The 17,426-nt window shown below is 49.8% G+C and carries 16 protein-coding genes and 1 pseudogene; 10 read left to right on the plus strand and 7 right to left on the minus strand.

Going from position 1 to position 17,426, the window contains the following annotated elements:
- Nucleotides 1-130: 130 nt before the first annotated feature.
- Nucleotides 131-1,813, minus strand: a complete 1,683-nt coding sequence (locus tag ACQUTD_RS17160) for a P-loop ATPase, Sll1717 family (RefSeq protein WP_088222263.1) — start codon at nucleotides 1,811-1,813, stop codon at nucleotides 131-133.
- Between the two features lie 477 nt (nucleotides 1,814-2,290).
- Between ACQUTD_RS17160 and ACQUTD_RS17165 the strand changes: the two genes are divergently transcribed.
- The gene (locus ACQUTD_RS17165) at nucleotides 2,291-2,626 is read left to right on the plus strand and encodes a hypothetical protein (protein ID WP_088222264.1); all 336 of its coding nucleotides are present in this window, start codon (nucleotides 2,291-2,293) and stop codon (nucleotides 2,624-2,626) included.
- Between the two features lie 139 nt (nucleotides 2,627-2,765).
- Here the strand turns inward: ACQUTD_RS17165 and ACQUTD_RS17170 are convergent, their stop codons facing one another.
- On the minus strand, nucleotides 2,766-3,269 hold the full coding sequence (locus tag ACQUTD_RS17170; RefSeq protein ID WP_088222265.1) for a peptidase M14: 504 nt from the start codon (nucleotides 3,267-3,269) through the stop codon (nucleotides 2,766-2,768).
- 607 nt (nucleotides 3,270-3,876) lie between these two features.
- Between ACQUTD_RS17170 and ACQUTD_RS17175 the strand changes: the two genes are divergently transcribed.
- From ACQUTD_RS17175 to ACQUTD_RS17185, 3 genes are all read left to right on the plus strand, one after another.
- Nucleotides 3,877-4,962: a hypothetical protein gene (locus ACQUTD_RS17175; RefSeq protein WP_088222266.1), complete on the plus strand. Its 1,086-nt coding sequence runs from the start codon at nucleotides 3,877-3,879 to the stop codon at nucleotides 4,960-4,962.
- A complete protein-coding gene (locus ACQUTD_RS17180) occupies nucleotides 4,963-7,155 on the plus strand; it encodes a KAP family P-loop NTPase fold protein (RefSeq protein WP_088222267.1) in 2,193 nt (730 codons plus the stop codon).
- A gap of 66 nt (nucleotides 7,156-7,221) precedes the next feature.
- Nucleotides 7,222-7,803 carry a hypothetical protein gene (locus tag ACQUTD_RS17185; protein ID WP_176400601.1) on the plus strand — a complete coding sequence of 194 codons (582 nt, stop codon included), beginning with the start codon at nucleotides 7,222-7,224 and terminating at the stop codon, nucleotides 7,801-7,803.
- A 65-nt stretch (nucleotides 7,804-7,868) separates the two neighbouring features.
- Here the strand turns inward: ACQUTD_RS17185 and ACQUTD_RS17190 are convergent, their stop codons facing one another.
- A complete protein-coding gene (locus tag ACQUTD_RS17190; RefSeq protein ID WP_088222268.1) occupies nucleotides 7,869-8,081 on the minus strand; it encodes a hypothetical protein in 213 nt (70 codons plus the stop codon).
- A 182-nt stretch (nucleotides 8,082-8,263) separates the two neighbouring features.
- Here ACQUTD_RS17190 and ACQUTD_RS17195 point away from each other — a divergent pair, with 182 nt between their 5' ends.
- Nucleotides 8,264-8,905, plus strand: a complete 642-nt coding sequence (locus ACQUTD_RS17195) for a hypothetical protein (RefSeq protein WP_176400602.1) — start codon at nucleotides 8,264-8,266, stop codon at nucleotides 8,903-8,905.
- Nucleotides 8,906-9,667: 762 nt separating this feature from the next.
- Here the strand turns inward: ACQUTD_RS17195 and ACQUTD_RS17200 are convergent.
- Nucleotides 9,668-9,931 carry a bacteriocin immunity protein gene (locus ACQUTD_RS17200; protein WP_088222270.1) on the minus strand — a complete coding sequence of 88 codons (264 nt, stop codon included), beginning with the start codon at nucleotides 9,929-9,931 and terminating at the stop codon, nucleotides 9,668-9,670.
- 468 nt (nucleotides 9,932-10,399) lie between these two features.
- Here ACQUTD_RS17200 and ACQUTD_RS17205 point away from each other — a divergent pair, with 468 nt between their 5' ends.
- Complete coding sequence (locus ACQUTD_RS17205) at nucleotides 10,400-11,170, plus strand: TraX family protein (protein ID WP_254915063.1); 771 nt, start codon at nucleotides 10,400-10,402, stop codon at nucleotides 11,168-11,170.
- A 753-nt stretch (nucleotides 11,171-11,923) separates the two neighbouring features.
- On the opposite strand, the gene repA is transcribed toward ACQUTD_RS17205, so the two are convergent.
- A complete protein-coding gene (gene repA / locus ACQUTD_RS17210; RefSeq protein WP_318256908.1) occupies nucleotides 11,924-12,784 on the minus strand; it encodes a plasmid replication initiator RepA in 861 nt (286 codons plus the stop codon).
- Between the two features lie 888 nt (nucleotides 12,785-13,672).
- Here repA and ACQUTD_RS17215 point away from each other — a divergent pair.
- The 3 genes and pseudogenes from ACQUTD_RS17215 to ACQUTD_RS17225 all read left to right on the plus strand — a co-directional run.
- Nucleotides 13,673-14,134 carry a helix-turn-helix domain-containing protein gene (locus tag ACQUTD_RS17215; RefSeq protein WP_088222272.1) on the plus strand — a complete coding sequence of 154 codons (462 nt, stop codon included), beginning with the start codon at nucleotides 13,673-13,675 and terminating at the stop codon, nucleotides 14,132-14,134.
- The gene (locus ACQUTD_RS17220; protein WP_088222273.1) at nucleotides 14,134-14,649 is read left to right on the plus strand and encodes a PIN domain-containing protein; all 516 of its coding nucleotides are present in this window, start codon (nucleotides 14,134-14,136) and stop codon (nucleotides 14,647-14,649) included. The genes ACQUTD_RS17215 and ACQUTD_RS17220 overlap by 1 nt, the downstream gene beginning before the upstream one ends.
- A 68-nt stretch (nucleotides 14,650-14,717) precedes the next feature.
- Nucleotides 14,718-15,172 (plus strand): annotated as a pseudogene (locus ACQUTD_RS17225) (transposase); the annotation flags it as partial.
- Here ACQUTD_RS17225 and ACQUTD_RS17230 read toward each other — a convergent pair.
- Both ACQUTD_RS17230 and ACQUTD_RS17235 read right to left on the minus strand, forming a co-directional pair.
- Nucleotides 15,122-15,559: a DMT family transporter gene (locus tag ACQUTD_RS17230; RefSeq protein ID WP_254915064.1), complete on the minus strand. Its 438-nt coding sequence runs from the start codon at nucleotides 15,557-15,559 to the stop codon at nucleotides 15,122-15,124. The pseudogene ACQUTD_RS17225 and the gene ACQUTD_RS17230 sit on opposite strands and share 51 nt — an antisense overlap.
- A 275-nt stretch (nucleotides 15,560-15,834) precedes the next feature.
- Nucleotides 15,835-16,710 (minus strand): MBL fold metallo-hydrolase, encoded by an 876-nt coding sequence (locus ACQUTD_RS17235; protein WP_088222274.1) that lies wholly within the window; start codon nucleotides 16,708-16,710, stop codon nucleotides 15,835-15,837.
- Between the two features lie 440 nt (nucleotides 16,711-17,150).
- Between ACQUTD_RS17235 and frmR the strand changes: the two genes are divergently transcribed.
- Nucleotides 17,151-17,426, plus strand: a complete 276-nt coding sequence (gene frmR / locus ACQUTD_RS17240) for a formaldehyde-responsive transcriptional repressor FrmR (RefSeq protein ID WP_001141270.1) — start codon at nucleotides 17,151-17,153, stop codon at nucleotides 17,424-17,426.

The raw sequence follows: 17,426 nt of genomic DNA on the forward strand, positions 1-17,426 counted from the left end.
TTATAGGAGTGTCAGTTGCAGGCAAGCAGCTGACACCTCTAATCTACGGTATATTATAGCCACTGCAAATCATTGCACGAACGTGAACATATGATTCTATAAGCGAAAATCCCTTCAATCTTGAATTTGATTATACATTGTCCTCTTCATCCTCCGACTCCTCTTTTTCTTTCTCAAAACGTCTGTCTGGATTTATTCTAATGTCAAGGGCTGAATGCAACATTTTATGGATTTTCATACCACTGGCCCGCTTAATTTCATTTTTAGTTGCAGGTGTACTATCCCTAAATGACCACTTATAAGGGGTCAGGCTGCTAATCTTAAAGCCCACTACACCAAGATTATAAACACACAACAAGATTTCATTTATAACATCTGTTTCCCGACTTTCACCATTTAACATTTTGTTTGCGATGACGGCACAGGGATCTATTGTTCCCTGTATTGACAGTTCGGTAATAACAGCATCTATATTGCTGCGTGTAATATCCGTTCTTGAAAATTTATCAGGCAGATTACGAAGTAACTCTATTGTCTCCTCGAATGAGGGATAAATGTCTCCCCACTCTTCTTTCAAAGAACGTAAACGCTTCAGTGAATAGGCCGACTCTGCTTTCTGGATAGTCCCCCACGATATGCGTTCTCGATCGAGAGCAATACTGAAGCATTCATTGATATATTGCAGCACATCCCGTGGTCTGAGAAGTGTCCTTTCAATTACATATTCTAGTGGAGTCAGACCGGTTGGCCCCCCTTTAGGCTTAGGAAAAATATCCTGAATTTTAACGTTCTCGCGGGTGTACTGTCTTCGGTAGACTTCACTCACTCGCTTCTGAACTAACTCAATAAGTTGCTCTGGAGTCCATTTAATATCAAGGATATAAGATTCATATTTTTCTTCCTGAAACCCAGAGCCTCTTGTAAGGTTGAACACCGAGCGTAGGAGATCCAGCCTTAAAGCGACGATAATTTTAATATTCTTAATTTTACGGAACACCTTTATCTCTTCAATAAGTGCCCGGATAAATTTATATCTTGTTTCGTTTTCTGCCCAGTTTTCATCAAGTTGATCGATAACAATAAAATACTTTTTCTGTGGATCATCAAATGAATAATCAGCGAGAAGTGTCAAGATTTCGTTTAGCTTCTGAATTTGCAGTCCGCTTACAACTTCCGTTGCACGTTTCTTGACATCAAGGACCTGCTCTTCTGTCAACTTTTTTGCATATTCAGCATTAAGCGCAATACCGCTTAGTTCACCTCCGATCGAGGCTTTCGTATCTCGCTCAAGTTTCCGCGTAATTTCCCTGAGATGGGCGTCAGTATCTATCCAAAACTTATCCCCCCATTCTCTGAAATACTCCAGGGCTTTTCTTTTGATTTCATCTTTTTTTAGGCGGTTCATAATGCCAGTGAAGAAGTTGTTCGTGTCTGACTCACTCCTAATATCATGCCGTAACTTAAGCAACTCCATAATTAATATATGTCGCCATAATATCTTATAGAACATGTCCAGATTAACATTGAGCGCTACAAAAAATGCAATTATATCAGATTGCTCCAGAAATCTTATAGATATATCATTGGGATCCAGTCGCCTACACTTATAGGCATGAGTCGTAACCATATGTAAAAGAGCACTTTTACCTGCCCCGGTTCTTCCCCTTACGATTGAGGAATTATCATGGGGATCAAGTAACTTTTTTAGATAACCACTGTCAATGAAACAACTGTCAAGCAATACCGAGTCTGACTCAGCATCAAGCTCACCGATTTTAAAATTTTGTCTGATTGTTATCGGGTTATTAGCCATTAAGTACCTCACGAATTGATTCTCAAGACCATATCAAAGCTCCTGGAAAGAATATACGCAGCAACCACCTTTTTTTCAAAATTGATAGGCATGTATACTTTATTAAAATTTTTGTCTTTTGGTTCAGGAAATATGGATTGTGTAGTTAATGCTGTCTCGTCGCGGTTGGCAGCTCATATTCCATCTATGCTTAACTTATGGTCTCATGCCCAGAAGTCTGGCACGTATTAATGGACAAGAGCTGGATACGGTATATATGTCGTTGGCTTCATGCCGGTAATAAATGATGTGAGGGAGTTAAAGCAGGAACCTCCTCTGGGGCTGAAAGCCGGCGGATGGAGTTCAGCTTAGTGCTAGGAGCAGATGTTCAGCTGTTCAATTTTTGGCATAAAACTGCGCGCTCTTTGGTTGTTCAGGTGTTTCTGTCCAGCGGTGGCATCTGGTAAAATTCCTAACTCTTAACAGACAGGATCCTCAATGAAAGCTATTACTACTCTCATTATTGCTGGCTGCATGTATGTCAGCGTAGTCGGAGCGGCAGAGCGATGCGAGTCCATCGCTTCATCTTTAATCCGTGCAGCAATGATTACACCAAACAGTGCCTACGATTTTCGGCCTTCGAAAAAGCAGCTGATCTCCATGTGTAATATTGGAAGCGGTGCAGCTGCAAAGGGCGAAAACATAAACGATGCCATTATTGCCAATCTTAAGTACCGTAATGAGATGGCAAGGAAAATTCCAGACGGAAATAAGGCAGTACTTGAGCTGGCTGACCTAGCATTTCAGTTAGGCTTTGATACCTACAACAAATAACGGTAGAGATCCCCGTGTCCTGCAGTGTCGCCCGGACAGGTGTTCCGGTAAAGCGACCTCACCCGCTCTGCGCAGCTACGCCGATGACCTAATTTTGCTTCCCTTGGGCAAACAGGAACTTCTGTCTACATGTTCTGCCTTACCTCTGCCAAAACGCCCACCATGCATGGGGTTTGCCCTGAAGTGCAGCTTTATCTTGAAGCAATTCGGCACTCACTACCCCCTGAAGCACAGAAACGGAATTTCTCGCGGCATCACGGCAGGAGTCAATAATATCACTGGGTTTTCTGAGCAGGATAAATTGCGATACTTTTGCCTGAGTATCAAAAGCATAGGCTCGCAATTCTGACGTAGATGTGAGACTCACAACATTATGTAACCGCATATAATCGGTGTAATCCTCACTGCCTGGGTTACATGAATCATAAAGATATTTTTGCATCAGCAATTGCGATGAAGAAAGGAAATCTATATAGCGGTCTGTTTTTTTCTCTATATCTCGCAGTCGTTGAGCCACTGCTTCTTTCCTGATTTCATGGCGGTGTGTTAATTTTAATGTAATCCAACCGCCAACAATGGTGATTAACGCACCCAGCCCGATTTTAACAGCACTATCAGCCACATCCACCCATTCAACTGACATCTGCTATCCCGTATCTTTCTGTGATGATCATGGCTGTCAGTATAAATCCCCGGCAGATTCTACAGACAGCACTTTCTGTCCATTACCCACGAGCTTATCCCCCGCTTCTGTGAATAAACGAATCTGACGCCCCTGTCCCAGTCTCCGCCGTGTTGATTGCACTCGCTCCGTGCAAATCGTGCTCCTCAATCAGGAAGAAAGAGCACATGCGGAAATAATGGCCAGTAATGACGTCAGTCAAACTGGAATTAACCATCTTTACTTTATTGCGTAACTGCAAATCGCGCAGTTTCTAAACATCATATGTCCACTGTTCGCTCAAGGCGAACTGTCTGCCAGTTCTGGAAGTCATCCCCTTCGTACGACAATTCTTACCAGCTGCTTCCTCCTTCATCTCTCCAGACCGCTCATTGTCATTGATCCGACTTTGCCTTTTTTCGGATCTCAGCGGGAAAAATGAATAGCCGGTGTGATGAAAGATAATGTCTTCAAGCAGGCAGAACTTTTCGTCGCATCACAAGATGCTTAAAAATAAGCATTATGAAAGATACCGAAGCAGACATAGTGCTATGATAGCATTAATTGTCTTTTCTATATGGAATATCCCATGCTGAGCCAGCTGAACCTGCGTTTTCCCAAAAAACTGATCGAGAGCCTCAAATCCCGTGCGTCCGCCGAGGCCACGTCCGTTAATGCCCTTGCGGGCCGCTTCATCGAGGAGAAGCTCATGTCTGCGGTGCCGGACGACGATTCGCTGGCGCTGAACGCCGATCCTGCCGGCACAAGTGAATCGCTCTACAAGAAAATCGTCCGCGGCGAGTTCTTCGGACGGCAGACCCTCAGGCATGCAGAGCTGCGCTGGCTTTTTGACCATGCTCACCGGGCCTGCCTCTACGGCAGCGGCTACGTGAGCTGGCCGGTTATTGAGGCTCTCATGAACATCACCTTTGACGCGCTGCTTTATGCCGAAGCGCATAAGATTGAGGTGGACACCTTTTACATCAACCGGACCTTCGATCTGCCGGGGAAGAACTACCGGGAAGAAACGCAGCGCTTTATGGCCGTCATGCCCCGACATGTGGATCCATCTTGGGCAGAGTACCTGCTTCGCCCGCTCTCCTCCGGTGCGCTTGAGCTGCAGAACTTTCCCGACGAGGCCTTGGCGCAGATCTGCACTCCTGATCGTCTCCGGCTGATATTTCCGCTGGTCGTGAAGGCGCAGGCCCTGGATGAACAGGAGATGAAGGCCTGGGTGGCCGCGACCGGACTGGTCACTGAGGATCTGAATCTGACGGCTGAGGTCGGTGGTATCCGTCTGCATGTTCAGGTAAGCGGTAACCGCGCGCCCCAGCTGCCTGGCAGGGGGTGGGAGGCACCCACTTTTGGTCTCATTGTTGCGGCAGGGTGCGTGGTGACGGCGATGGGCTGGGAGGTGTTCAGCGCACTGGTTCGCCAGCTGCAGGCTCGCGCGGCGCAACCGGTGCTGCACGGCTGGCACAGCCGGGATAAGCACGTGTCAGTGTATATTCCGCGTGCGGAAGGCATTGATGCCATCCTCGGTCTGAACGGCATCCATATCTCTATGCCGGCCGACAACTATCTGGCGCTGGAAACTGCATTTCTGGCCGAAGTGAACGCGCCGGTCGCTGCCCCTGTGCTAGCAGAGCTGCGCGCCCTGTACGGGGATTTATAAATGGCTGCCGGAACAGAACTTGCACGTGCCGGTTTTGAGGGGCCGGTTATAAAAGCTGAAGATGACCGCTACGGTTTTTCAGCCATTGCGGACGGGCTGGCCCGGAGCATTTGCGAACTGGATGAAAATATCAGCACCGTTATCGGTATTGAGGGCAAATGGGGATCAGGGAAAACGAGTCTCCTTAACCTGCTGACTGCCCGGCTCAGACAGAAGGCTCCGGCTGCTACCGAAATCGTGCCGTTTTCACCGTGGCTTATTTCTCCGGACGAGAGTCCGGTAACGTCGTTGTTGCTGACCATTGCGGGCAGGCTGGCGAAGTATGAAACCGCGGCTCAGGAGGATATACGTAACGTGACGACGGTAACCGGTACGCTGGTTAACTATGCGCAGCAGACCTCCCGCAGGCTTGCCCCGGTTGCTCGTCTGGCCGGTAAATTAGGCGTGCCCGGATTTGAGATTGCCGCCGATGTGATGGAGACGCTGGGAGAAACAGACCTGCAACAACGGCAGAAAACGGCAGCAGAACTGCGCGCAGAACTTGAAAATAAAATCACAGCCCTTGGGATCAGTTTTATCATCGTTATTGACGATCTGGACAGACTTGAGCCCGCCCAGGCGGTCGAAATATTACGTATGGTTCGTTCAGTGGCTGATTTCTCCAGGTTTCGCTATGTCATGTGTTATGACAGGGAGGTGCTGGCACATGCTGTTGAGCGCGGGCTGGGTGTACCGGACGGACGGCTTTATCTGCAGAAAATAATCCCGCTGTCATTTGCTCTTCCCCGACCGGAGAGCTTTACCCTGCGTAGGCAGTTTCGTGAAAGCGCCCTGCTAATAGGGCGCGAGGTCAGCGGGCGTGAGCCTGATGCATACAGTGAGCGGTTGCTGGAGCAATTTGTCGAGGTCTACGGAGAGCGGCTTTCCACACCACGGGAAGTAAACCAGGCACTCAATGCCATACGTTTCCGGTACCACGGACTGCGGGATTATGTGTATTTTCCTGATTTGTGTCTTCTGCAGCTTATTAATACCGTAAATCCTGAGTTTGCCTCCTGGACTGAAGATTACCTGACTGCATGGTCAGTGGTTGTCAGTCGTGACGGTTCGGTTGGGGAGGAAGAGACGAAGATACTGATCGACAGGCTTTTCACCTCACTGGAGAAGTTCGGAGCATCCAGGGCCGCTTCTCCGTGGGAACTGGTTACGTGGCTGCCAGGCATTACCGGATTTGACAGAGAGCACCTGCGGATCTTTGAAAGCCAGCGTACAGCCGAGGCGGAGCAGGCTACAAATCAGCGCCGGCTGGGGAGCATTACCTACTGGCGCTATTATTTTTCATTTTCAGCTCCTCAGAACGTGATGTCTGACGCCGATATTCAGCAGATTATTGAGCTTGCGGCCAGTGATTATGCTGCGCTGGAAGCACGCCTTTTGAATAGCGTTACGGATAACGGCATATCCTCCCGAACCTGGTTTGAGCATATCCTGACGCGCCTCACTCCCGGGCTCACAGAAAACTCAGGTGACGTGGTTCAGCGCAATCTTCTGACGTTCTTTTTCCGCTGTAGCGATCGCATCCTGCCCTTTTATCGTGAAAGAAATCTTTTTTTTCGTCAGGAAGACATCGGTATCGACTTACTCGTCACGCAGCTGATACAACAGCTGCTGTCAGGGAGACGCAGGGAGACGGTACGTTTCATTTCCCGTCTTTTCCGTAAGGCAGAAGCCTTTGCATGGGCCGCATTATATCTGCGTGATTTTCTGCCGAAGCGCAGCGCACAAAGCACGAATAAGACAGACATTTTTACTGCCGAGGAGGCAGAGCAGCTACGCCTGGCGTTAACTACACGGCTTAAAGAAACGCGGATCCGGAGAGAACTGTCACAAGTTCCTTACCTGTCAATTTTCCTGTCAGCTTGGGCCGAGCTTGCGGGCGATGAAGTTGTCAGAGAGTGGGCCAGCGAAATCGTTCTGACCGACAGGGCTTTTCTGCAGATGTTGCTTAACCTCAGAACGCCCGTCAGCAGCAACCGGGGTCAGTATCTGAAGCTTAACCTTGATCATGTGAACCGTTTTTTAGGCATCCCTGCGCGCGAAAAATTTCGGGAACTAAAAGCGAAGCAAATACCCCCCTTATCCGGAATGACAGCAGCAATTGAGGATGCCATCCGCATGAATGAGGAACACTGACACCGGTGAGAACGGGACAAGAGGAACATCGATGCCGGTCAGATAATTTTATCGGAGGGAAAGAGTATGAGAGAAGATATTGAGTTTCGAGTCCGGGCTTTTCGTAAAGCTCTGGTACTGGCTAAAGGGGAATGCTCGGAGGAATGCCGTCACCTGGGGCGATGGACAACTGATTTGCATAATTTTCCGCACGGCAGCTGCGATATGGCCAGTAATTGTCTTGCACAGTATCTCACGGATAAAAAATGTGGCCATCCCTTCATTATTTACATGAATGGCAGTGGGTTGGAAAACTCAACTTTTCACGGCCATGTAATTGTCATGCTGGACGGAGAGTACATAGATTTGACGCTGGATCAGTTTGATGAGTATCCGGACTATATTGTGAGTGAAGCCGTCGAGTCGCAAGGGGTGATAGGTACCCTGTTACGAAGAATTGGGGAAATCGAAGGATCTATAGAAACGCGTCCAATAAATCTCTCGTCTTTTAATAAACGTGGAGAGGATATGTACGCGTGGCTCCGCGATAAGGCAGATAAAATTTTTGATGAAGATGAAGAAAGGCAAGCCCTTCAACAGAAAATCGACGATCTTACAACTAAAGCTCTTCGGGAAATGTTTCCCCCAAATGAGTTAAGTAAACGGTAAAAGTCTTTTATCTAAAAACACAGCCCGTTTCCGGGCTGTGTTCGCAGTCAGGCGCCGCTGCCGGTTCACTCTGCATTGATGGCCAGCAATACCATCAACAGTAACGCGATCGGGCACCTGACAGTCAACCGCCCCGGATACACTGCCCGGCATCCGAGAGCCAGGTACAGGTCCTCATAATTACGCCAGGCACTTTCGGTACCTTTTTCCCGGTACTCACTTCTTGCCACTTCCGTTCTGTATGCCAGCTGTGCCAGCGGGATAATGTCATTAAACATTTCAAAACTCCTGTCGGTATCGGGGAACTCCCCCCATTCAGGATCGCGTCACGACGGAGACGACTGCCAGAAATGAAAGTAAACAAAAAGGCATATTCTAGGCATATGTGAAGCATTTTCTACCTTGTATAATGCACCTGTACGGGCAGATCTGCCTGGGTACCCAGGCTGACGATAGGCCGATGCAGCTGGAGGGCCGCTGGCATATGTTATGCCGGGGCGATTACGTTATTCGCCTCGACGGCACCACCTCCCTGCAGCTGTGGAACTCAGCAGGGGAGGTGACACGTCTGCCGGGCGATCCCCTGCAGGTGGCAACCTGGTTGCATGCCTGCCATGATGTCGGTATTCCTGTCCGGATGCAGATCAACGAAAGCGACACGCCGGATGAGGGGTCACTGAAAAGCACCGCACCGGCGGACCAGACAGGTACCTGGTTCCGCCAGCTGGACGCGGAACTCCGGGCGCTTGAGATAAGCGGCCTGACGGACACGATACGTCGGGTCATGGTGATGCCCGGTGAATCATTCCGGGCGCAGCCTGCGCCAGCGCGGCGGCTGCACATTCTTCGTTCAATTCCGGAGGCGTTTCCGCTTACGGCTGCCGCCAGTGAAGACGACACAGAAGCCGCGCTGGCTGACCTGCTGGACCGCGCGGGTTTCACCCCCGGCCAGGCACAGGAGCTGCAGCGACACCGTATCCGCTGGCCACTGATGAGCGAAGATGAATTTGTCCGTCAGGGGATGAATAGACTTTGTGGCGATTCGTCAGATAAGGAACATCCAGTACCTGACGAAAAAAAACCGTATGCCGATGACTCATAAGGGGATTATGACTGAACACTACAGGCCCTGACCGGTCAGGCTGCGTGAAACCAGAACAATGTGGATCAGTGAATGCGGCCGGCGCTTCAGAAAGTCCACAGGCATAGCAACCGGAAGCGGCGCATGGAGTCCCTATCGCCTTGATCTAAGCAGTATCCGTGAAATCCAGCCTCCAGCCCGGAGAGAATAAGGAGGCGTGAATTTAGCCAGAAGTGAAAGAAAATCTGATGGCAAGGAGAGATATTTTTGCGCGGGCCGGGAACTATCTTCCTCCCCTGAGTCGCTCTCTGTAGTCTCGTCAAATGAATATAAGGGCGAGTCAGAAGAAAAGGTGCTGTATATCCGCGCCGCTATGATGATGGATATGAATAATTTTAAAAGAAGGATGCGATACAGATGTATTGCTTCATGAACATTCACTGGGGTCTTATAACTTATTTTATAGCTGTTTATTTAATTCGTGAGGACCTCGATCAACCTGACGTTAAGGTGCTTATTATCATTTTACTTATCAATAGCCAGTTATTTCCTTTTGCAAGAAAGCCATAGAGAAACTCGCGCTTAAATTTTCATCCCGCGAGTCCTGGATGACTGGCTTCTATACCGAAACGCCTATGAAAAATTTTATTTACGCCATTTACTACATGGCTATTTTTATTGTGGCAATCCCCGTATCCGTGGTTTACCTCTAATATTCATTAACTCGCAAAAAAGGCGTGCACTCGTGAAGATGACTGATTGGTTTTTTTACAGCCATATAATTTACTCCGCTTTGAAACCCGGCTTGCCGTGAGCAGCCCGCCATTGCTTAACTGTATTAACGATACCCTCAGCTGAAGCATCTGACCCTGCTTCCGGACGGAAAATGAGGTTCCAGCCCGCAGGATGTTCCGTTAAACGTGCGAAATGAAAGATAGCGTCATCATTTTCCTTTTCAGAACTGAAGTCTGCCCGGATAATTTTAGCAACCCAGCTCACAAAATATTTCTCAGTAAAATCAGAAATTCTCTTTTCTGTTACCTGAATCTCCTTTATGCAAACTAATATAAAGTATAGATGTTGATACTATTACGCTATCTTTGACTGTACCATATAATTACATGTAAATGAACGAACAGCATCTGCTGGTAAACCGTATAATCATATAAAATTTTTCGCAATTATGTATTTGACTGTGGCATAGTAAAGGTGGATCGCTGATACATGAAAACATACGCGACATAACAAGATTTAGCATAAAACATTCCGAAACGCTGCCGATAACAATAATGTCATCAGGAAGGAATGTTATGAACTGTTTTCATTTATTTACTATAGCCATTGAGCAGGGCAACAAAAATCAGGCAATGTTGATCCTCCGGGACAGAACAGAATCTGTCGCAAAAAAGATACTCATTAAAGCCAGAGTAAAGGTTCCCGATTATTACGGGCGTGCCTTCTGGCTGTGGGCGCAAAATTATATTACTTCGCAGTGTTCACCACAAAAGGATCGCTATGAAAGTCAGCAAGATGTCACTGCAGCCTCTGTTTATAAAAATGAGGAACTGTCCGGGCATAAGCAGCCCCGGAGCGCTGGACCTGCTCAAGCTGATGGCACTGGCCGCGATGCTGGTCGATCACATCAATACCCTGTTTCTGCACCCGCCGGTACCGGAACTGTATGCGCTGGGCCGGATGGCCTTTCCGCTGTTCGTCCTGGTCTGGGCGATCAATGCGGGACAGCGACCGGAACGTCTCCAGCGCCGGGCAAACCGGCTCTGGGGATGGGCACTGCTGACGCAGCCGGTCTTTGTGTTTGCCTTCCGGGAGCAGCAGCCGTGGTACGCGCTCAATATACTGTTCGTCTTCGCCGCCGCCACGCAGCTGCTTGCCCTGCGACACCGGCACGGCCTGCCCGGCGTTACAGCCGGGACAGGGCTGCTCGCACTGTTTGTCCTCCCGCTGATGCCGGCAAGTTACGGTATCCAGGGTATCGTTCTCAGTCTGTCGCTGGCCACCTTTTTTGCCGCCCGTACCGGCAGGATACAGGCGTTTTCCGCTGCGGCTGCCGTAATATCCCTCATCATCCTGAACGGATCCGCGCATCTTCTCAGCCGCCCCCTGGACACGCTGACTGTGGCGGTGCTCCCCACACTGGTGCTGCCGGTCGCCGCTGTCATCACAGCCGGTTCACTTCAGCCTGCCGGCTCCCCGCGTTTTTTACCGGGGCGCTTCTTTTACGTCATGTACGTGCTGCATCTGCTGGTCCTGGGGTGTTTTGTGTGAGGCTTAAGACCGTCCGGACTTTTGATGCGCGCAGCGCATAAAGGCGACAAAGGCAGTCTGGTTTTACGCTGAAGTACGGTGTCGCCGTCGCGCGGCTTTGCCGCCTGGTGACATGAAGATGTCCTGATACCCCCCCCTTCCTGCCAGACTAACCCCGCTTAAAACGACGCAGGCGCTTCATTGCGCGGCCGGAGTGGCTTCATCAAGGCCGGAGGCCGCAGAGGAAGCGTATCTCCGCGTGCGAGCGTTTACGCGAGCTACGAGCGTGTAAGCAGAACTCAACGCCACACTTCCTGACGCCACTCCTTTTCCTAGTTACAACATCCCTCATAAAGCCACTCTGTTCCGGGCCTGCGGCCCGGGGCGGGGCGGCTTTTCGGGGGGATAAATTTTCACGGGTGCCGGCGTCTGACACGGACGAGGCCCGCCGCCTGCGGCGGGAGCTACCTCTTTCTGAGCGCGTGGCCGTCAGGCCGCTGCCGGCGAAGGCATTATCAACAGAGCCGTGGCTCTTATATTTAAAATACCTTTAGGAAGTAAAGACAGTCACTACGCATCCATGCTTCTGATTGCATAGAATTTTCTGAGCCGTTTGCAACTATATGGAGATAACCGGAAAAAAGGATCGCGCTGAGGCAAAAAGGATCGCACAGAAAAGGGGAAACAGGGGGGAATGTGGTTACAAAACAGGCTGCGCCGGCGCGCGGATACGGGTAAGCCTCTGCCTTCCGGCAGATAATGAAGGGAGGGGGGTTATTCCTGCTGTCGGGCCACCGTCTGTATCCAGAGCAGACGCTGGTTAACCAGCTTACGGAAGCCGTCCAGGGTCAGGCCTTCGTGAAGGCCCTGGCTCAGCTCGTGCTGGATCTGGCAGGATATCTGGTGTCGCAGATCGGTTTCGTCTTTTCGGGCTGCCAGCGCGGCAATTTTGCGTTTACGGCGGATGTCCTGTGCCGTTTTGCGCCGCTGCCAGGCGATTTCGACCAGCTTTTCCTTCTGCCGGCGCGTGGCCTCAGTCCGGGTGAGCGGTTTCTCGCCTTTTTTGGCCAGCCCGAGGTTAATCCAGGCCAGCTGCTGGTTACGCGCTTTTTCCCAGGCCTGCGGATTACTGCCGGCCATATCAAAGAACCGGTCTGTGACCTCGATGTCTGCCGGGAAGAACTGGCGGGTCACTTTGTCCCAGAGAAGTTTGTAAGTGATGAGGCCGAACGCAGCCAGATCGTGGGCTGCCCGGGTCGCGCGCGTAATCGATTCATTACCGGCGGCTGAGGTTGTGGCCAGACCGGATTCACGCGCAAGCGTCGTAAAGCTGACCGGAATGGTGCCGCTGACGATATTGAGGTGATAGACCATCGCCTGAACCAGCGCATTGATGGCGCGGGCACGATGTTTATTGAAGTGACGCTGACGCACCACAGGCTTGTTTGTCCTGTGATGAAAGGCATCATAGAAGTAGAAGCCTGCCCAGCGCGCTACGTCACGGCCGGATACCGTGTCAACGAGCTGCTTGTTATAAGCAGGGAGATTGTGCCTGTGGTGTGCAGGCCGGGTAAATACCGGCGCGGGATTGACCACATAACATTGTCTTGATGTGAGGTTAATTTGTTCAGTCACCGGCTCCAGAACTTATGGCGGCCGGGTGTTGTTTTATATGGTGCATGCGTTATAATCCTTCACAGGCAGCGCGCCTGCTTTATGACCCCCTGAATATCTGAACCTTCCGCCAAGTTGATTGCAGATTTCAGGGGGTTTTTGCATTCAGGTCCCGGCATTCTGCCGTACCTTCTCCCGGACGTTTACGGATACGCCCTATCCCTTTATTCCTTTGCTTTCCTGCCCGTTCGCATGTACAGACAGAAAAATTGATCCCCGGCCAGTCTTAGGCTTACCTCACCACAAGATTGCCGACTATAAACGGTGACGTTAAAAAACCCATCCGTTCTGACGCCGTTGATCATATATGTTCCGGCAAAAACCCCACCACAAGGCTTTGCCGGCTCACAGATTCTACCTGGTTCATCGTTTTTTTTCTAGCCCAAAAGAACCACGTCGGCTATGCGTGGTGCAATTTGTTAGCTTGCGAAATAAAACCGCGACGGGTATCTCATATTCCCGTAAAGGCACCTGAAGATATTCAGTGCTCGCCGCAGGAAGTGACCGAGTTTACGAGCGAACGACCGAGGAAGCGCAACGACACAGGAATGAGTGGGGACACCTTACGCTCCGGGGTGAAGGGGACGTGGACTACTGGCGGGTAGTTACGTTCTTTTAAGGGGCAGTTTGGAGATCCGAAAATTTAGTACATACCTACAACTTTGCAGTCAGCAGGATTTACCCAGTTTTTCGTTTGTTTCGTTTATTTCGTTTTTCGTTTATTTCGTATAATCTCAGTTATAACAGCTGTCGTCATATCAATACCGAAACCGTAAAACCGAAACTGTAAAACCGAAACTGTAAACCGAAACCGTAAAATCGAAACTTAAACAATTGGAATACTACACAATGACAAACTCAATTCTTGATAGCCTTAGCCTTCCGGCTAAAGGGGAGATTGAGGCAGCTGTACGTGGACAAAGGGAGCTTGCCGCCTACCTCTCCACAAAAATGGAAACACAGAAAATTTCGATTCAGGATGCAGATAACGTAACTCATCAAATCGAACTACCGACGTCTTCACTGACGTTGCTTATGTCGATTTTGGGTGAACTAGCACTTGGTAACGCGGTGCAAGTCGTTCCTGTGCATGCTGAATTGACCACGCAGGAAGCCGCCAATATTCTGAATGTTTCACGCCCTCATATGGTGAAACTGCTGGAAGATGGGAAGCTGCCTTTTCATAAAACAGGTCGCCATCGCCGCGTGCTTTTCGCCGATTTGATGAATTACAAGGATCAGCGAGATAGCGATAGCAATAAAGCTATGCAGGAGTTGGCAGATCTAAGCCAAGAGCATGGACTTTACTAATGAACCACACACCTTATCCCGTAGTTTTAGATGCTTGCGTACTGTACCCGTCATTTCTAAGGGAATTACTGATTCGATTGGGGCTGACCGGATTGTACCAACCAAAATGGTCAGCCATTATCGAAAATGAGTGGCAACGTCACCTGTTAGCAAACAGAACGGATCTAACTGAAGATCAAATTCAACGCACTGCCATGCTAATGAATAAAGCCGTTCCTGATGCGATGGTCACCGGCTTTGAGCCTCTGATTGATAGCATTGATTTACCTGATGTAGATGATCGGCATGTTGCCGCAGCTGCTGTCCGTAGCAATGCTGAAATCATTGTGACGTTTAATCTTAAAGATTTTCTGGCAGCTGCTCTTGATGCCTTTGGTATCGAAGCGTTGCATCCTGACGATTTTGTTATGGATTTATTCGATTTAAATAGAGCACTTGTGCTTTCGGCCGTAACTACGCAGCGCAGTTGTTTACGGAAACCGCCCGTGTCGGTTGATGAATATTTAGAAGCGTGACCTGCTCCCCGTTGATTAATACACTGCGATGTTAGTAATGTCTTCATAAGCCACATGAGGACATCCCCATGAAGAAGCGTTTTTCCGATGAACAGATCATCAGTATCCTCCGCGAGGCTGAAGCCGGCGTTTCAGCCCGGGAACTCTGCCGTAAGCACGCCATTTCCGACGCCACGTTTTATACCTGGCGTAAGAAGTATGGCGGCATGGAGGTGCCTGAGGTTAAGCGCCTGAAGTCACTTGAGGAAGAGAACGCCAGACTCAAGAAGCTGCTCGCCGAGACCATGCTGGATAAGGAGGCGCGTCAGGTGGCTCTGGGGCGAAAGTACTGACGACAGACCAGAAGCGCGAAGTCGTGGTGTTGATGTGTGATGCGACCGGTCTGTCGCAACGTCGTGCCTGCAGACTCACAGGTTTGTTCCTGTCGGCCTGCCGCTATGACGCTCAGCGTCCGGCGGCTGATGCCCATTTATCAGGGCGTATTACTGAACTGGCACTGGAGCGCAGGCGTTTTGGCTATCAGGCCCATAGAGAAGGTCAGCGTGACGTACTGTAAAAACGTGTTAGCGAAGATATGGCCTTCACCTTGTGCGCGACGCTGATAAAGCGCACCAATGGTCACACCCAGCACACCGATAATTACTGATCCAAAAGCCGCTGGATCTAATGAAAAGCTGTGCTGACCAGGTGAGAGAACCAGATATACCCCGGCAAAGCCGACCGCAATTCCGAACCATTTACGCGGTCGGAGGTGCTTACGTTGCAGCACTGATACCAGTATGGCCGTCAGCACCGGCTGAAGACCCGTGATAAAAGCCACAATCCCTGCCGGCATACCCCGGTGAATCGCGTAAAAACACCCTCCGAGGAAAAAACTCTGCAGAAAGAGCCCTACAATCAGATTGCGCACAATACCTGCCCGGGGAGGGAAGCGCGACCTGAATGCCAGTGCATAACAGGAATATCAGGCAGGAAAACGCCCCGCGTAAGAACAGCAGGTGAAAGGGCCCGCTGAACTGAACGGTGAATTTAGCTGCAACAAAGCCCGTGCTCCAGAGAAAGACAAACAACCAGTTATGGCAATAAGCCAGTTCTTTTGTGAGGATGTCATATTCATGAGTTAACAGAAGATATCCGGGAAAGGAGCCCTCCCCGGTGGCACTGCCGCACAAGGAAGGCGGAGGATCAGACTGCGGGTGACCAGAGGTCGTAGTTCAGCGCATAGCTACTGCCGTCACGTACAACCTTACCGGTCGTCGGCAGGTTAAAATGCATACCACTCACGGCCAGATTATCACTCGCCGCACGGTCAAGCAGTTTGACGCGAACAGCAGCAGCGGCAACAGGATCGCTGTCGAATGCGATAGTAACCTCAGGCTGAGCAATCTGGACGTGTGGGAAATGTACAATATCGCCCCAGATGAGCAGAGACTCTTTTTCATCGCCCAGCAGGTATCCGCTGTGGCCCGGTGTGTGTCCAAACAGTTCTACAGTCTGAATGCCCGGCAGGATAGCTTCCTCACGGAACAGCATCAGCTTGTCACCGTAAGCGTTAAAAGCGTTTTTGGCTACTTCAAAGAAAGGTTTAAAAGCATCAGGTGCGCCAGCTGAAATAGTTTCATCGCGCCAGAATTCGAGCTCTTTCTCATGAACATAAAGCTGCTGAACATTACGAAACACCGGCGTCTGCAGAGGACCGGCAAGGCCACCAATGTGGTCCGGGTGTGCATGAGTCAGCAGGATGGTATCAATCGCAAGCGGGTCAATGCCTGCTGCTGCCAGGGCAACCTGAAGACGACCTCCCCAGCCATTAATACCGCCTGCGCCACTGTCTACCAGAATGGTACGATCAGGTGTCTGGATAACATAAACATTGATATTGATACGAGGCAATGTCGGAGCGCCGCGCTTCTGAAGTAGCGCCTCAGCACGAGAGCCATCAATGCCAGACAGCAGCTCGAAGGATACGTCCAGGTAACCATCACTGAGCATGGTCACAGTCATGTCGCCCACTTTTTTGCGATTTATGGCCGGTGCCTGCCAGTTAAGTTGTGAAGTCATGTGTTACTCCGTTTCGATGATGTGATTACAGGGAGATTACCGGGATAATCGTACCGTGACTGATGAAAGAAACTGCTCAACATGGTACGTGAAACGCTCAAAGTGGAATGCCAAAGCACTGAGCGCTGAGCGCTATTAGGGGTCAGTTTGGATATCGAAAATTATTGTACGTTAGGCTCATTTTTTGACCATCAATGATGAGCCAATATCTGCCGAAATTTAACAGAACCGCCTATGCCCCAAATTCCGTATCGGTAGATATCATTTTTGTAGTAACTTTCCTTCCGACAGCATCACAGCCAGAAATCATATAAATATATGATTTATATCGTAAATGTAAACAATTGTGTTTATCCTTCTCTATACTATAGTGGAGTATGCATTGACGATGATTATATACTCCACTATAGTATATAAAATCAAAAATGGTGAGGTAAATAATGCCCAGTACTCCTGAAGAGAAAAAAAAGGTCCTTACCCGTGTTCGCCGCATTCGGGGTCAGATTGATGCTCTGGAAAGAGCGCTGGAAAATGGTGCTGAATGCCGTTCCATTCTTCAGCAGATAGCTGCCGTTCGCGGAGCAGCTAACGGTCTTATGGCAGAGGTGCTCGAGAGCCACATACGGGAAACCTTTGACCAGAATGACAGCTACAGCCATGAAATCAGTAAATCCGTTGACGATACGATTGAACTGGTTCGCGCCTATCTTAAATAG

The organism is Enterobacter sp. K510 (genome assembly GCF_055804875.1).